Genomic DNA, 14,733 nt, shown 5'->3' on the forward strand with positions numbered 1-14,733 from the left:
ATGGCCCAGCCCACCGCTCCCGACGACCCGGCCTCGAGTTCCGACGACGCATCGGCACCGCTGCATCGACGCACGCAGCAGGCGGCCCTCATCGTCGTCCTCCTCAGCGTCGTCGCCGTCGACCCCGTCGCCGCCCAGGAGAACGCGGTCTGCAGTGCGGACAACCTCCCCAGCATGATCGAGGGGTTCTTCCAACTCACGACGGCGCTGGGGATCGTCGGCCTGGTCGTGGTGTGGCAGGCCGACTCCCTGCTCGAGATGTTCACCATCGACCGCGAGCAGAAGGAGCGCTTCAAACGCCACAAGCGCTCAGCGATGAAGTCCGCGGTGATCCTCGTCGTCCTCGGCCCGTTGTACACCGTCGCCGGGTCGATGATGGGCCTCCCGCTGGCCGAGTGCGTGAATCTCGTCCCCTGGTAATCGCTTGATCGGTGCCTCATGGCGTCCCGCGCCCCAGTCGTGCTGACGGCCGTGCTCTGTCTCGCGGCAGGAGTGTCGGCTGTCGGGAGTGCGCCATCGGCGCCGAGCAGCGAGGCCAACGGCCTCACCGAGAACGAGTCCGCGACGCTGTGGTCCCGCGACGCCGACGACTACATGGCCGAGAACGAGTACCGCCAGCGATACGGCGAGACCCGGTCGGCGATGGCGCAGCTCGCCAACGGGACAGACATCACGTTCACGCGGCCGCCGTCGACGGCCGCGACGTGGACGCGGAACGATTTCGCCGATCTCGAGGCCGGCGGCGCGAACTCCTCGATCTCTCCGAGCAACGCGACGCTCAAAGACGGGACGCTGATCGCCGACGCCCACGCGACGATCTTCGCCGCCCAGCCGTCGACGCGTGGCCACCTGGGGCCGAACCGGACCGTCAACTACGTGGCGCCGAACGGCACGCTCCGCGGATTCGTCGACTACCGGGTTCGAGTGCCGAACGCGAGTTCGGACGGCAACCGGACGACCGACTGGTCGCTCGTCGCCCACGAGATCGAGACCGTGCGCCTGCTCGTCGACGGCGAGCCGGTCGTCGAACGCGAGGGGACGCACACGCCGGTGCTGCAGTACGCGCTCGGCGACGACGGCCAAGTGACCCTCACGCTCGAGGCCGAGATCCACGTCCGCCTGCGTGGCACCACTCGGGCGAACAGTTCCGGCCCGGTGCTGAACACCACCACCCGGGCCGAGACGCTCACCGTTCGCGACTCGCTGGCCGTCGAGGTGTACGACCTTTCGGCGTCTGTCTACTACGCCGACTACCCCAACGGCGACACGGGCGTCGCCGTCTTCCAGTCCCAGCCGTGGCAGGGGTACACCCTCACCGCGAACCGCTCCGCGCGAGTTCGTGGCGTCTGGCGGTTCTACACGGCCCGGGACACGAGTTGGGACACGCTCGTTCGGACCAACGCGACGGCGACTGAACGGCTCGAGTCGGACGCGATTCCCGTGTTCGTTCACGCCTACCCCTCGCGGATCGGCCCGCGAGCGGAGCCAGTGCGGGATGGCCCCGGCATCCTCGAAACGTGGGGGACCAACGTATCGTCGCCGGCGGCGTCACTCGGGAAGCACATCCACGTCGACGTCGTGAATCGCTCGTACACGGCGAGTCACGGCGTCGCCGTGCGGGCAGATCGGGTGGCGCCTGCCGCGATCCAGGTTGCGGGCATCGTCCGCGGCGTGAACGCCTCGATCACCGAGCCGGACAACGGGTTCGAGCGCCCGCTCAGCCGGAGCAACCTGACGGCTGTCGTCCTCGAACAGAACCAGTCCGGAGCCCGCGTTCGCCTGACGCTGCGGAGTGCTGCCTCGGGCGAGCCGATCGTCCTCGACGACAGCGCCCGCGAGGTGCCTGCGGACGGGCCCGACCGGAACGGCTACCTCACGATCGCCGACCAGCGCGTCGAGACCAACGCGTCGGGCGTCGCCGTCGTGACGCTCGACCGCCCCGGCATCTACACCGCCCGGTACCACCCCGGCTCGTGGGTGTCCCAGACGTCGGCGTACGTCGGCGACACGGCGACCGTTCGGTGGCACCCACTCACCACGCTGGATGGCTGGGTCGCACTGGCGGTCGAGGTTGGCTGGCAGCTGCTCCCGTTCGTCGTCGCGCTCTACGCTGGGCGTCGCGTCCTGCTGTTGCTCAGTCCCACACGGAGGTTCGCTGACAGACCATGACCGCGAACAACACCCCCGTCGATCGACGTACTGCCCTCCGAACGCTTGCCGTCGGCGCCGTCGTCGGCGTCAGCGGCTGCGCCGCCGAGGACGGGCCACTCCCCGGGCCGGATCCCGGGACGGACGGTACTGGCACGAGTGACGGGCCGTTCAGGAACGTGGGCGTCGAGGGGACGACCCTCGTCGTCGAGCTCGCCCCTGATACAGAAATCGACCAGGTGAACCTCATCCAACCCAACGGCGAGCTCTGGGGCACGCGCGGGGTTGCAGCCGGCGCTGAACAGGTGTCCTTCGAGTTCCGGGCCGCGTACACGCCGGGGGAGTACGACGTGCTCGGACTGAATGGCGAGGAGACGGTCGTCGAGGCGTCGCTCGCGATTCGGCCCAACTTGGAGATTCGCGAGGTCGGACTGTATCGGAATCACCGGGACAAGCCGTGGGAGGAAGTGTACGGGGAGTCGGACACGAACCGGTTGATCAACGGAGAGGCGTTCGTAACTGTTGCGAACACGGGGACTGGGCCCGAGACGGTTACTGAGCTCGTGTTCACTGGGGATGTTCCAAACCCCGTTGAAAACCCTCGGAGAAACGGCATCGAGAGAACGGATAGTGCCATCGTCCCGGTCGACACACAAGTTGATCTCTATAGTGCGTCGTTTCCCTTCGGATCAGTATCTCCAGGAGGTATGGGCTGCTCTTCCGATGGGAATCACGGAGAGTTCACAGTTACACTCGAGACTGCAATCAAAGCCTCCGAAGTTACCAAAACGTTCGATGTCGAGTACTCTGGCTCGTCGGATCTGGACGACTGCAGTATCACTATCACAGAGGCATAGCGATGGTAGATCTAATTGATGTAGTTCTTGAAGGAGCCAAGGACACCGTCGAATGGTTCATCGGCCTCTTCATGGACGGTCTGGAGTCCGGGTATCGAACGCTTTCGGAGGCGATGTTCGGAACACCAACTCCGGAGACGAACGGGCCGTTCGTTTTTGGAGAGCCAACTAGCCAACCATGGATTGAACTGCAAGATACACTCGTCGGTGGCGAGGTTGTTCTGATCAGCCTTCTTCTCCTCGTGATGAGCGTTCAAGGGCGACATGCGATCCGGGTATTCAATATCGGCAGCACGTACGAAGCGCGGAAAACGAAGAAGACCGCCTGGACTGGAGCGTTCCTGATTATCGTGTGGTACTGGGTTGGGACACTTGCGCTCTATCTCGTTGATGGATTCACTATTGCCTTGCTACCCAGTATTGAGATATTGTCAGACATGATGGTTGATCTACTGGCAGATGCTGTCTCCAACCCCGCCCTCTCGCTCCTCTTCGCACTCGCCGGCGGCATCTCCATGTGGGGGTTGCAGGCGCTCCTCTACATCCGGGAGATCCTGCTCTACGTCTACCTCTACGGGATGCCGATCGCCATCGCGCTGGCGTACGGGAACGTCCCGATCGTCTCGCAGATCGCCAGCGGGTTCGCGAAACGCTTTGTCCCGCTCGCCGTCCTCCCCCTCCCGGCAGCGATCGTGTTCAAGGGCTACGACATCGTCTACTCGACGGGCGGCCTCTCGCCCGACACCGCGTTCCTGCAGTATCTCGTCGCCGTCTCCCTGCCCGTCGTCGCCCTCTACGCGACGTGGAAGACGTTCATCTACGCGACACCGTTGACGGCGAAGGCCCTGCGTCGTGCCACCCAGGGAGCCGCCCTCGTCGGCGGCGTCGCCGCCGGCGCGTACGCCGGCAACGTCAGCGTCGCCACCACCGCCGCACGGTGGGGGCCGAAAGCCGCTGCCGGGCAAGCTGTCGCCCAGAAAGCGGCTGCCCACGGTGGAGATGACGATGAGGATGGTGGTGAGCAGTCCTACCGACGAACCGAGAACGAGCCAGGCGGAGCCGACTCCAACGACTACGGGATGGACTTTGACCGCGGAATCCACTAATCCATGGCTTCAGACAATGACGCAGCGTCACGGCGCATCATGGACCAGTTCGGGGAGGAGAGTCGCATCCCCTACCTCAACATCGAGGAAGGCGACGTCGGCGTCCTGCTCGCCTTCCCGATCGTGGGGCTGTTCCTCGCCAGTCTCACTGGCGTCGAGTCACTCGCCCTCCCCTTGATCGCCGGCGGGGCCGGGTTCGGGGCGGCGCTGATCTACGTCACGCCAGCGCACCTGAACGCCTGGACGTGGACTACCGACGTCTTTCGGTACGTCAAGCGACCAGCGATCACGTTCAGCGCGGCAGAGGACGCCGACTCCACCAGAAACGAGGGTGGGGTGGCGAACTACACGCCGTTCACGCCGGACGAGCGAACGCAGGACCTCACCAATATCGAGCGGGCGTGGCCCGGTGGGGGCGCCGTCCAGCGCGCCGACGGGACGATGGAGGCGTTCATCGAGGTCGAGCCGGCGAACATGGACTTCGCGATGGCGGACGGCTGGGCGCAGCTGCAAGCGGCCGGCGCGGAGTTCGCGAACAAGGAACTCGACGCGAAGCTGAAGTTCCACGCGACGACCCGGTCGTTTCCGGTGGAACAGCTGACCGAGACGATCGATGAGCGCCTCGACGACGAGGACGTCGAGTCGAACCCGATCTTCCGAGAGCTCCTCGAGGAGTATCGCGAGACGCGGCCCACAGAGATGCGTGAACAAGGGATCCAGCAGCTGCAGTACTACATCGGCGTCGAGGTGTCGCCGCTGGACGTGTACGACCGGTATCGTGAGGAGGCGACGCCCGTGGAGAAGCTCACGCAGCTGCCCGTGGTCGGCATCCTGTTCACGCCGTTCGTGACGCGGCGGGCGGACTTCACCGCGGTGGAGCGGCGGGCCCGAATGTTCGAGGAACTGGATAGCCGGGTGACCGACGTGCGGGCGGGGTTCATCCAGCAGGCGGCAGGCTGGTCCGCGCGCCGACTCAGTACGGTCGAGCTGTTCGTGTTGAACATGGCGTTCTGGAACGGGCAGGAGTACGAGTACGGCGACGCTGAGGCCGTCGTTCGCGAGCAGCCGGTCCTCGGCCACTCGCGCCGGGAGGAGGGGCAGGATGCGTAGTGCACTCCTCCAGCTGGGTGGTGGGGTCGGGCGGCAGCTCGTGGAGTGGCTCAGTGCACCGACCACTCCTGAAGGGGCGGCACTGTACGCGGTGATCGTCGTCGGCGTCGTCGGTGGTGGGAAACGCCTCTGGGACAGGTACGCCGCGGACGAGGAGGAGACAGTGGACTTCGCGGACGTGCTCGACGAGTCCACGCTGGCCGATGGGCAGGCGGAGGGCAAGCTCCTCGCCGAGATTGCCGAGTCCCACAAGACCGTCACGGCGCCGGACGCCATCGAGTGGGAGACTCGCGCCGCCCGCGTCGGCGAGCAGTGGACGTCGACGCTGTACATCGCCGATTACCCAGACTACCCGAGTGACGGCTACCTCAGCGACCTGTTCGAGTTGACCGACGTGCAGTTCGACCTGACGGCCCACATCACGCCGAAGAACCAGGAACGAGCCCGGAACGAACTGCAGGAGATCGCCGACGACCTGCAGGTGGATGCTGACCTCGAACAGAGCGTGCGGAGTACGTACCTGCAGGAGCGAGCTGACGAGGCGGCGGCGACGTACACGGCCGTCGAGAACGGCGCTCGCGTGTTCGACCAGGGCGTGTTCGTCACGGTGCGCGCCGATGATCGAGAGACGCTGCAGGACGACGTGCAGCAGGTGAAGAGCACGCTGCGGGACGAGCCCGCGAACCTGACGCCGAAGACGGCCATCTGCCGACAGGACGTGGCGCTGCAGTCGGCGGCCCCCATCGGCGCGAACGAATTCGGTCGGGAGTCGATCGCGCTCGGCGGGGCTGTCGGGGCGCTACTGGGGTCGCCGCATAACGCGACGATTCTCGAGGAGGGTGGCGTCGAGTTCGGGATGCACAAGGACACGCGGAGTCCGGTGGTGATCGACCCGTTCGCGCGGGACAACGGCTACGCGATGTTCACGGTCGGCGATACGGGCTCCGGCAAGTCGTTCAGTTCGAAGCAGAACTTCATCCGGTCGATGGAGCAGGAGCGCGACCGGATCGGCGTCATCCTCGAACCGCTGAACAACTGGGCCGGCGTCGCCGAAGCCCTCGACGCGAAGCGGATTACGGTCGGTGGGACGCTCGGGCTCAACCCGCTGGAGATCCGGGAGACGCCTGAACGCGTGCAGCGGGCGATGGGGGAAGACGCCAGCCCGTTCAACGAGAAGCTCGACGACGCGATGAGCTTCCTCACCAACTTCTTCGCACTCCGCGGGATTTCGCTGGGGGATCGACGGACGACGCTGGAGCTCGGGCTCAAGCGGGCGTACAAGCGCAACGGGATTACCGACGATATCTCGACGCACGGCAATCCGAGTCCGACGATCCGGGACATGCTGGACGTGTTCGAGGACATGGTCGAGGAGCCGGAGGCGTTCGTCGTGCGGGCCGATGAGGAAGCGAAGAAGCTCAAAGAGGACGCGACGTGGTTGCTCGATCAGCTTCGGCCGTTCGACGAGGGTGGTCGGCATGCGAACCTGGGGACTGAGTCCGCGTTCGATATCCGGGACGAGAAGGTGATCTACCTCGATCTGGCGCAACAGGAAGGCAGCGTCGACAGCAGTACCGCGCTGACGATGCAGCTGCTCATTTCGCTCGTGTACGAACGGGCGAAAGTCTCGGAGAAGGAGGTGGTGTTCTACATCGACGAAGCCCGCTACATCATGCAGGACGCCGCGAGTCTCGCCTTCTTGGAGACGGTGTTCCGACATCACCGTCATCACGATCTCTCGATCCGGCTGGTCACGCAGACCGTCGACGAGTTCTTCGAACATGCCGAGAGTGAGGCGATTCTTGATCAGTGTGCGGTCAAGCAGTTCCATCGGTTGGACGGCATGGACGAGGAGTGGGCCCAGGAGTTCGGGCTCAACTACGCCCAGATGCGGTTCGTGCAGGATGCCGTACCGGGGAACGAGGATGCCGGGTTCGCGGAGGCGTTGGTGGGCGTCGATGGGGAGTGGCGCGGGATTACGGTCGAGGCGATGCCGAAGGAGAAGGCGGTGATCGATTTTGACCCGACTGCTGAGGGGCGGTCGTCCCTTCCGGGTGGTGAGGATGCTGGATCGGGAGACGACTCCTGACGACCGTTCTGAGTGTTCCGCTGGTCAGGAATAGTCCAATGACGTCTGAGGCGAGAGCGTTCGGTGGACACCGGTATATTGGTGGCTCCATGGGACTGGAGCTTCGCCACCTGTACAGTTTGTAGGCTCTCATCAGGGTTTGTCGTCAGAGTCTTAACCAACATTCGTCGTCATCTATGCCTATTTGTTGGTTAAGATTCTTGGAACCCATCGGCCCTTCTCGGACACTGACCAGTCGGCATGAGTCCCATGTTCTGCGCAGTCGGTTCAGGCGAACGCGACGCCGCTCGGACGTACCGAGACGAACACGCGGAACTAGATTTCGTCGGGAGAGGCCCGCTCGACGCGTTCGACGACGTCGAGTGTCTCGTACTCTTGGGGGCTATACTCCGGGTTGCGGAGTCCAACAGCCGCAGCGTCGTTCACGTCGGCATCGATGGTTCGGTTCGTTCGGTGCATGACTATCTTGGCGAGCTAGCACAATTGGGAATCGCAAGTTCAGCTGAACACAATCGAAGGAGAGGCGGTGGGAAATACAACGAACATCGGTTGGAGAAGTCCGTTTCAGCGGTCCGGAGTGGATTACGCTGTCCCGTGGGTACTCGTCGAGGCCTCAAAATCAGTCTCAGTCATCAAATCCTTCACGAACCATTTCTCCCCACTCCGTGTTTCCTCGGACGAACTGAGGGAGACCTGTTATCTTGATGAACGTCCGAAGCTGTCGATAGCCGACGTTCTCGAGCACGCCGAGCACCATCAACTGTACCACCTGACTCACCTTCCGGTAGCGGCGGAATGTCCAGACCTCGCCGTACGTCGCATACCACGAGAGGAAGATGCCGAAACCACTGGTCACGGTGAAAAATAGGAGGAACGATGCCGGCTCAAAAATCCCCAGAAGAACTGCTATGGGGAGGAGCACATAGCCGATCCCTTCGACGAGTGGCCCGATCGCTTCTGCAATAAGGAAAAATGGCAATGCAAAGAGCCCGATTGGTCCATATTTTGGGTTAAACATCATCTCCCGGTGCGTGATGAGATTCTCCAAGAGGCCGTTATACCACCTGCGGCGCTGAGCAACGAAAACGGAGAGGGTCTCTGGCACTTCAGTCCATGCAACCGGAGCAGGGACGAATGATACTTCGTAATCCTCACCCGAATCGATCATCGTTTTATGTAACCGAAGCACCAAGTCAAGGTCCTCCGTGAGGGTGTCAGTCCGGTATCCGCCGATATCCCGGACAAGGTCCGTACGGAAGACACCGAAGGCTCCAGAGAGGATGATCAGCGATTCCAGTGTGTCAAGACCAATACGCCCGGAGTAAAATGACCGAAGGTATTCGAGAACTTGCACGCTGGGGAGGAAACCTCTCGGAAATTCGGGCTCTTCGATCTCCCCCTCATCAACTGGCGTACCGTTTGCGACTCGCACAGTGCCACCAGTCGCAATCACCGTCCCCCAATTCCGCAGGAATGGCTTGACGACCTCTGAGAGACCCGCTTTATCAAGTATGGTGTCGGCGTCAATAGTACAGAAGAGTTCCATATCGGTGAACCACACGCCAGCGTTGACCGCGTCGCTTCGGCCCCCGTTGTCCTTATCAATAACGTAGAGATCGGTGTCTGTGGTAGACCGATACACGTCGTGCACTGGTTCGGTTGGGAAATCGATTGGACAGTCTGTAGGAATCGGTTGCATATCGAACTCCTCAATGAGGACAGCCAACGTTTCATCATCCGAGCCATCGTTTACGACAACAGTCTCCCGGTCGCTGTATTCGAGTAAAATCGACGACTGAACACAATCGAGGATAACCTCCTCTTCGTTGTACGCGGGAATAATGACGGCTACCCCCGGCAGAAATGGAGAGTCCATGGCTTCGTATGGCTCATTCCATTGGGAAAACCGGTGTTCGGTCTGCAATCGTGGCAACGCGGCTGTGTGGATTACAAAATACAGAGCGTTGATGAGGAGGTATAGTGCGATTGCGAACCATCCAAACAACCTAATTGCGTCTCCGAGCGCTGCTGCTAGATTGATTGTGAGTTGGGATAACAATGGAATGACGCCGGGGGTAACTGAGGTGAATACATCCCCACCAATCACGGTCTCAATTGGCAACCCCGAACTGACGCCGATCATGCATGTTCCCTTGCTTGGATATCAGTAAGGGCCGCTCTCCAACTCCACGACTCCATCGCAGCGGTTGGAAGTGGCCGCTGTGGTCGGTGGCCATGACTGAGTAGTGTTGTGACGATGCTCTGGCGAACGCGTTCATCTGGCTCGGTTGCGAGCTGGTCCGCTAGTTCCGCAAGCAACATTTCATTATTCGCCCAGCTATCGACAGTCTGTGCCGCAGCCCTCCGTACCGATGGTGCTGAATCAACTATCGCATTGGATACTGCAACCGTGGAGTATTGTGCTATCCCCGGATTGAAACACCTGAGCGAAGCTACTGCGGCGGCCCGAACTCGGGGATTTTCCGCAGCGAGGGCTGTTGTAATCCATTGCGGGAGGCCATCAACAGGCTCGCCATCCATCTCCAGTTCAGCGAAAACCAAAAGTGTCTGAACAAGCTCTCTCTCGCTAGTATCGGCCATCTTGTCGGTTAGCTCATCCAAGAGTAATCCGGGTTTGTCCCGCCCGATGCTGTCAACCGTCTCCATCCCAAGTACTGATAGCCGATTACTAGATTCGTGATAGAGGACATTGAGAGCCTCTCGATATCCCTGTGCCGTTCCCGCTGACGCAAGTGCGTTGGCGCCGGCTCCTCTGAGGACCGCATTTTCAAGGCATTGAGCACGAACATCTGTTGCTGAGGGCGGGTGGCGAAGAAGCGACAGTGTGGTTAGCCCATGTAGTCGATCAATCCGATCGCTCCCGTTCAGCTTTTTCACTGCCGTTTCGTGCATCCCAAGCTCTTTGCCAAGCGTTCGGAGGTTCGTTGCAGTTGTTCCAGAGGTTTGCCCTATAAGCGCCTGCGTTTCCCTCGTCGCTGCGGTATACTCTCTCTGGGAGAGCCCCGAGATAAACGCGTCGTAAGGGGGTTGCTCGGTCCGAACAATCTCCAGGATTCGTTCCCGGATCGGTTGCTCAATGGATTCCTGGCGCCGCTCTTGAACTCGGCGAAGGAATGCATATCCAATCGTGAAAGCCTCTAGTAACAGAAGCAGAAACGCCAAACCAACAATCGCGAGGACAACGGGACTCAGGCCGATGCTGGGTACCTGCATCAAGCCAAGTTGGGTTCAATTTGTTCAGCAGCTATCCTGGGACTGGACGGCTTCTTCATAGAGATGGAAGCTCCATCATCGGCAGCGAGCAGTGTCATTTGACTCGGTGAGGAATCAGGTAGAGTGATATCATATCTAGATGTCATATGCTGATTAGTCATGATACGTTAGGTAAAAAGACTTTGTGTGGTTACGGAGAATCGTGCTCAGATAAGCAGTTTCCAGCGGTGGATTTGGTGAGAACAATTGAAGCCCGCGGCTGTCTGGACCCCGCGACTCGCTGTCGTTCGAGAGAGCGAAACTCTCTCGTCATGCAGAAAGGCGCTATACGCTCCTCTTAGCACTCTCTCCAGCAGCCAGGCGGCAAAGCCACACAGCGAACGCCTCACTTTCCCGATCCCCCGAAGTGGCGAGCCACTTCGGGCGCCCGGAAATCTTCCATTTCCGCAGACCACCAGGAATACCGGCCGGAACGCCGAGGCGGCCAGCCACTTTCAGTCTGTATCTGAACACCGGCCGTCCGCGCCCTAGGTTAGTGGTGTGGCGTTCCGGAGGTTATCGGGTGCGCTACAGGGTCCACAACGTGAGCACGTACTGTCCATACAGCATAGCGAAACTGTCTGTGTGGCAGAATTCACCAATGTGGACTCGGGGGTTGGTGAGCCCTAGGCTACAGTATCGTTTTCAGGCCTTCCCGAAGCGAGACGGTCGGTTCGAACCCTAACTCTTCTTCGGCCTTCGAGATGTCCGCGACGCTTTCCTCGATATCGCCAGGGCGTGGTTCCGTGTACGTGACCTCGGAGTCGGTATCGGCGATGTCCCGGATGGTCTCTGCGAGCTCGGCGATACTCGTTTTCTCGCCACGGCCGATGTTGTAGGCCGCTCCCGTGTGGTCTGTTGTGGCGGCGAGGAGGTTGGCGTCGACGACGTCGTCGATGTGGACGAAGTCCCGCGTTTGCGAGCCGTCGCCGTCAACGGTGATCGGCTCCCCGGCAAGTGCTTGGTCGCGGAAGATACTGATGACGCCGCCGTAGTCGCCACCGCGCTGGCGCGGGCCGTAGATGTTGAAGTAGCGGAGGGCGACCGTCTCCGTGTCGTAGAGGTCGTTGTAGACCTGTGCGTACCTGTCGACGGTCCACTTGTCGATCCCGTACGGCGAGGTGGGGGTTTTGGCGTCTTCCTCGGAGATGGGCAGTGACTCGGGTTCGCCGTAGATTGCGACGCTCGAGCCGAACGGACCGTTCCGCGTCAGAGATATCTATCCACGATATCGCACCATCGCCGAACAGTCAGACATTGATCCACTAGTTCGACGTCGGATACACGACCACCTCGCAGATCTCGCGATGCTCGGTATCCTCGACCGCCACTCCCGGAACGAAGGTCGCTCCGGTGGCCAGTATTACGAGTACGAGTTCGCTGTCGATCTTGACCTCGTCGCCAACGTAGTTAGTGACTTCGAGGGGCTCGCTCTCCCGCGGCAAGTCGTCGAACTGACTGAGTCGATCGAATAGGCCGACGCGTATCGGAATGCGTTTTGAACGCCTCCCGAGGAACACTCGACACGGTGGGGTGTGAGGTTGATGTTTTTCGTACGGTCTGTATTCAGTACGAGGGAGTGATTTACGTTTAGAAACACTCGACACGGTGGGGTGGGAGGAGGAGATCATCGTTCAACAAGTTCAGTCCTGGAGGATATAACTATAGGTCGATGAACGAGTAGACACCTCACAGTTGTTAGGTAAGTGCTAGAATCCAGAATCGATACTTCTGCTTTCTTCGGAGGGTGTCGAACGCGCGAGGAACGTGATGTCTACCTCGATGACGTGCTTGTCGAATACAACATCGACACGGTAGTGCTGGCGTTCGAGCACACCGACCACGCGGAGTTCTTCGGCGCGCTCGACGCGTATTTCGAACACGGCGTCGACGCGAAAGTGCACCGGGATCACGCGGACCAGGTGCTGACCGCCGGGTCGGATGTGGGCACGCTGGTGGACGTGGACGTTGAGACGTGGGACATCCAGGACTACGTGCTGAAACGCGGGTTCGACGTGGCGTTCTCCGTGGTGGGGTTGGTGCTGTTGAGTCCGGTGATCCTCGGGGTTGCAGTGGCGATCAAGCTGGACGACGGCGGGTCGGTGCTGTACAAGCAGGAGCGGACTGCGGTGTTCGGCGAGACGTTCGACGTGTTCAAGTTCCGGTCGATGGTCGAGAACGCCGAGGAGGGGACAGGGGCAAAAATCAGTGACGAGGATGAAGGCGGCGTCGATCCGCGTGTGACGCGCGTCGGGCGCGTGCTGCGACGGACGCACTTGGACGAGATCCCGTAGCTCTGGTCGGTGCTGAAGGGCGACATGAGCGTGGTCGGACCGCGGCCGGAGCGGCCGGAGCTGGACTCGGACATCGAGACTGGCGTGGTTGACTGGCAGAAACGATGGTTCGTGAAGCCCGGACTGACGGGGTTGGCGCAGGTGAACGACGTGACGGGGGCAGAGCCGGGGAAGAAGCTGCGGTACGACTTACAGTACGTGAAAGAGCAGTCGTTCACGTTGGACGTGAAGTTGGTTATTCGGCAGGTGTGGAAAGTCTGTATCGACGTGGCAGAGACTATCCAAAGCTAACAAGCAGCGTTGTTTGTCTCCAAAACCGGAAACAAGAGATATAACTACAGAGGCTTCTCGTTTCCCATTATCTGATCGTATGCGAGATAGTATTACTAAGCTCGTCTCAATCTCGTTTCTCGGCGGCCTGATCGGTCGCGCTCTTCGCTACGGTTTCAATGTCGTCATCGCGCGCGGCCTCGGGGTAGAGGCTCTCGGGATATTCGCCTTCGGGATGGTGATCATGAAAGGTGGCGGTGTTTTTGCACGTGTAGGACTCGACAATGCGGCGAAGAAGTACATTCCAATCTACCGGGATAACGACGATCCAGCACGGGTATCTGGGACGATTCTTCTTTGTCTCGGTACCCCGTTCGTAGTCGGTACAGTAATTGCTGTAGTTCTATACTTCGGGAAGGGTTTGACCGAGAAGCTCGTTGGGACGACGTTTCATGCCACGACAGCACTATTCATTCTCGGAATCCCTCTTATTGCTATCATGATGGTGGGTGTGAACGCTACGTACGGGCTGAAGGAAACAAAGTATTCTGTGTATATCCGTGACTTCGGCCAGTCTATCGCCGCACTAGTGTTAATGGCTATTGCGGCGTTCGTAGTCTCAGACCTCTCAGTTCTGGTTGTGGGCTATTTACTGTCAATACTCATCGGTGCTGTGCTTGCGATTTTTTTCCTTCATCAAGAAAATGCACTTCGATTAGACATCAAACCTGTCTTTGAATATCGAAAAATTTTCGCATTCTCGATACCCCTCACGCTCGTTGCAAGTATCCAGTATCTCGTCTCATGGACGGATATTCTTGTCCTCGGAGTGTTCGTGTCTTCAGAATCAGTTGGGTGGTACCAAGCCGCATATCAGACATCCGTTTTGCTCATCGTAGTTCTTCAGTCCATGAACTCAATATTTCCGTCTATTGCAGCGGGCCTTCACAAATCAGGGCAGCATGAGCGACTGAATCGTTTGTACACAGCGGTGACGAAGTGGGTGACGTACCTAACCGTACTCGGCTTAGCATATGTGCTAGTGTACAGCCAACAAATTCTCTCTATTTTTGGGACGACAGTTCAATCGGCGGAGATTTCACTCGTCATTCTCGCGATCGGGCAGAGTGTCGCTGCAACTGTGGGCCCAGCTGGATATCTATTGATGATGACTGGATATGAGCGTTTGCAGGTGGTAAATACTACTATCACCGCGGTGCTGAATTTCGCACTTAATATAGTTCTGATTCAATCGTATGGAATTATCGGTGCAGCTATTGCGACCGGTGTGTCATTTTCGATTCTGAATCTCCTTCGATTAGCACAGGTGTGGTTACTACTCGGGATACAACCCTACTCACGAGAATACTGGCGTGGGGCTTTCGCCATTCTGGGAGCGGCCCTTGCTCTTTCATTGGTAAAGTTACTACCTGCGCCCGGTTATATTCAGTTAGTCGTTGGAGGTAGTATCGCCATTCTCATTTTTGTCGCTACCCTTTGGTCGTTCGGACTCACCGATGAGGATGAGATATTAATAGAAGCGATCAATTGAACAAAACCTGATCTGCAAAATGATTCGTCCGCCT

Annotated in this window: 11 protein-coding genes and 2 pseudogenes; 9 read left to right on the forward strand and 4 right to left on the reverse strand. The window is 59.8% G+C overall.

The window, feature by feature from the left end; all coding sequences use genetic code 11:
* The 6 genes from SY89_RS00610 to SY89_RS00635 are packed head-to-tail and all read left to right on the forward strand — an operon-like array spanning position 1 to position 7,310.
* Entirely contained in the window at positions 1–420 is a 420-nt protein-coding gene (locus SY89_RS00610; protein WP_054584635.1) for a hypothetical protein, read from the forward strand.
* 18 nt (positions 421–438) lie between these two features.
* The gene (locus SY89_RS00615; protein ID WP_080506549.1) at positions 439–2,169 is read left to right on the forward strand and encodes a hypothetical protein; all 1,731 of its coding nucleotides are present in this window, start codon (positions 439–441) and stop codon (positions 2,167–2,169) included.
* Positions 2,166–3,005 carry a hypothetical protein gene (locus SY89_RS00620; RefSeq protein ID WP_054582724.1) on the forward strand — a complete coding sequence of 280 codons (840 nt, stop codon included), beginning with the start codon at positions 2,166–2,168 and terminating at the stop codon, positions 3,003–3,005. The genes SY89_RS00615 and SY89_RS00620 overlap by 4 nt, the downstream gene beginning before the upstream one ends.
* A gap of 2 nt (positions 3,006–3,007) precedes the next feature.
* Positions 3,008–4,111, forward strand: a complete 1,104-nt coding sequence (locus SY89_RS00625; RefSeq protein ID WP_054582725.1) for a hypothetical protein — start codon at positions 3,008–3,010, stop codon at positions 4,109–4,111.
* Positions 4,112–4,114: 3 nt separating this feature from the next.
* Positions 4,115–5,221, forward strand: a complete 1,107-nt coding sequence (locus SY89_RS00630) for a hypothetical protein (protein ID WP_054582726.1) — start codon at positions 4,115–4,117, stop codon at positions 5,219–5,221.
* Complete coding sequence (locus SY89_RS00635; RefSeq protein ID WP_054582727.1) at positions 5,214–7,310, forward strand: VirB4 family type IV secretion system protein; 2,097 nt, start codon at positions 5,214–5,216, stop codon at positions 7,308–7,310. The genes SY89_RS00630 and SY89_RS00635 overlap by 8 nt, the downstream gene beginning before the upstream one ends.
* A gap of 315 nt (positions 7,311–7,625) precedes the next feature.
* On the opposite strand, the gene SY89_RS16945 is transcribed toward SY89_RS00635, so the two are convergent.
* The 4 genes and pseudogenes from SY89_RS16945 to SY89_RS15535 form a co-directional block, all read right to left on the reverse strand.
* Positions 7,626–7,769 (reverse strand): hypothetical protein, encoded by a 144-nt coding sequence (locus tag SY89_RS16945; RefSeq protein WP_189319081.1) that lies wholly within the window; start codon positions 7,767–7,769, stop codon positions 7,626–7,628.
* Positions 7,770–7,935: 166 nt separating this feature from the next.
* On the reverse strand, positions 7,936–9,453 hold the full coding sequence (locus SY89_RS00640; RefSeq protein WP_080506551.1) for a glycosyltransferase family 2 protein: 1,518 nt from the start codon (positions 9,451–9,453) through the stop codon (positions 7,936–7,938).
* Complete coding sequence (locus SY89_RS16345; protein WP_144427099.1) at positions 9,450–10,544, reverse strand: HEAT repeat domain-containing protein; 1,095 nt, start codon at positions 10,542–10,544, stop codon at positions 9,450–9,452. Before SY89_RS16345 ends, SY89_RS00640 begins: the two co-directional genes overlap by 4 nt.
* A 670-nt stretch (positions 10,545–11,214) precedes the next feature.
* Positions 11,215–11,772, reverse strand: a pseudogene (locus tag SY89_RS15535) (NAD-dependent epimerase/dehydratase family protein); the annotation flags it as partial.
* Between the two features lie 67 nt (positions 11,773–11,839).
* On the opposite strand from SY89_RS15535, the gene SY89_RS15540 reads away from it, so the two are divergent.
* The 3 genes and pseudogenes from SY89_RS15540 to SY89_RS15545 all read left to right on the forward strand — a co-directional run bounded on the left by SY89_RS15540 (position 11,840) and on the right by SY89_RS15545 (position 14,699).
* Positions 11,840–12,058 carry a hypothetical protein gene (locus SY89_RS15540; RefSeq protein WP_394325744.1) on the forward strand — a complete coding sequence of 73 codons (219 nt, stop codon included), beginning with the start codon at positions 11,840–11,842 and terminating at the stop codon, positions 12,056–12,058.
* A 303-nt stretch (positions 12,059–12,361) separates the two neighbouring features.
* A pseudogene (locus SY89_RS00655) lies at positions 12,362–13,168 on the forward strand (sugar transferase); the annotation flags it as partial.
* A 79-nt stretch (positions 13,169–13,247) separates the two neighbouring features.
* Positions 13,248–14,699 carry a flippase gene (locus SY89_RS15545; RefSeq protein WP_080506553.1) on the forward strand — a complete coding sequence of 484 codons (1,452 nt, stop codon included), beginning with the start codon at positions 13,248–13,250 and terminating at the stop codon, positions 14,697–14,699.
* Positions 14,700–14,733 lie beyond the last annotated feature (34 nt).

This window comes from Halolamina pelagica, from assembly GCF_001307315.1.
Taxonomy (GTDB): domain Archaea; phylum Halobacteriota; class Halobacteria; order Halobacteriales; family Haloferacaceae; genus Halolamina; species Halolamina pelagica_B.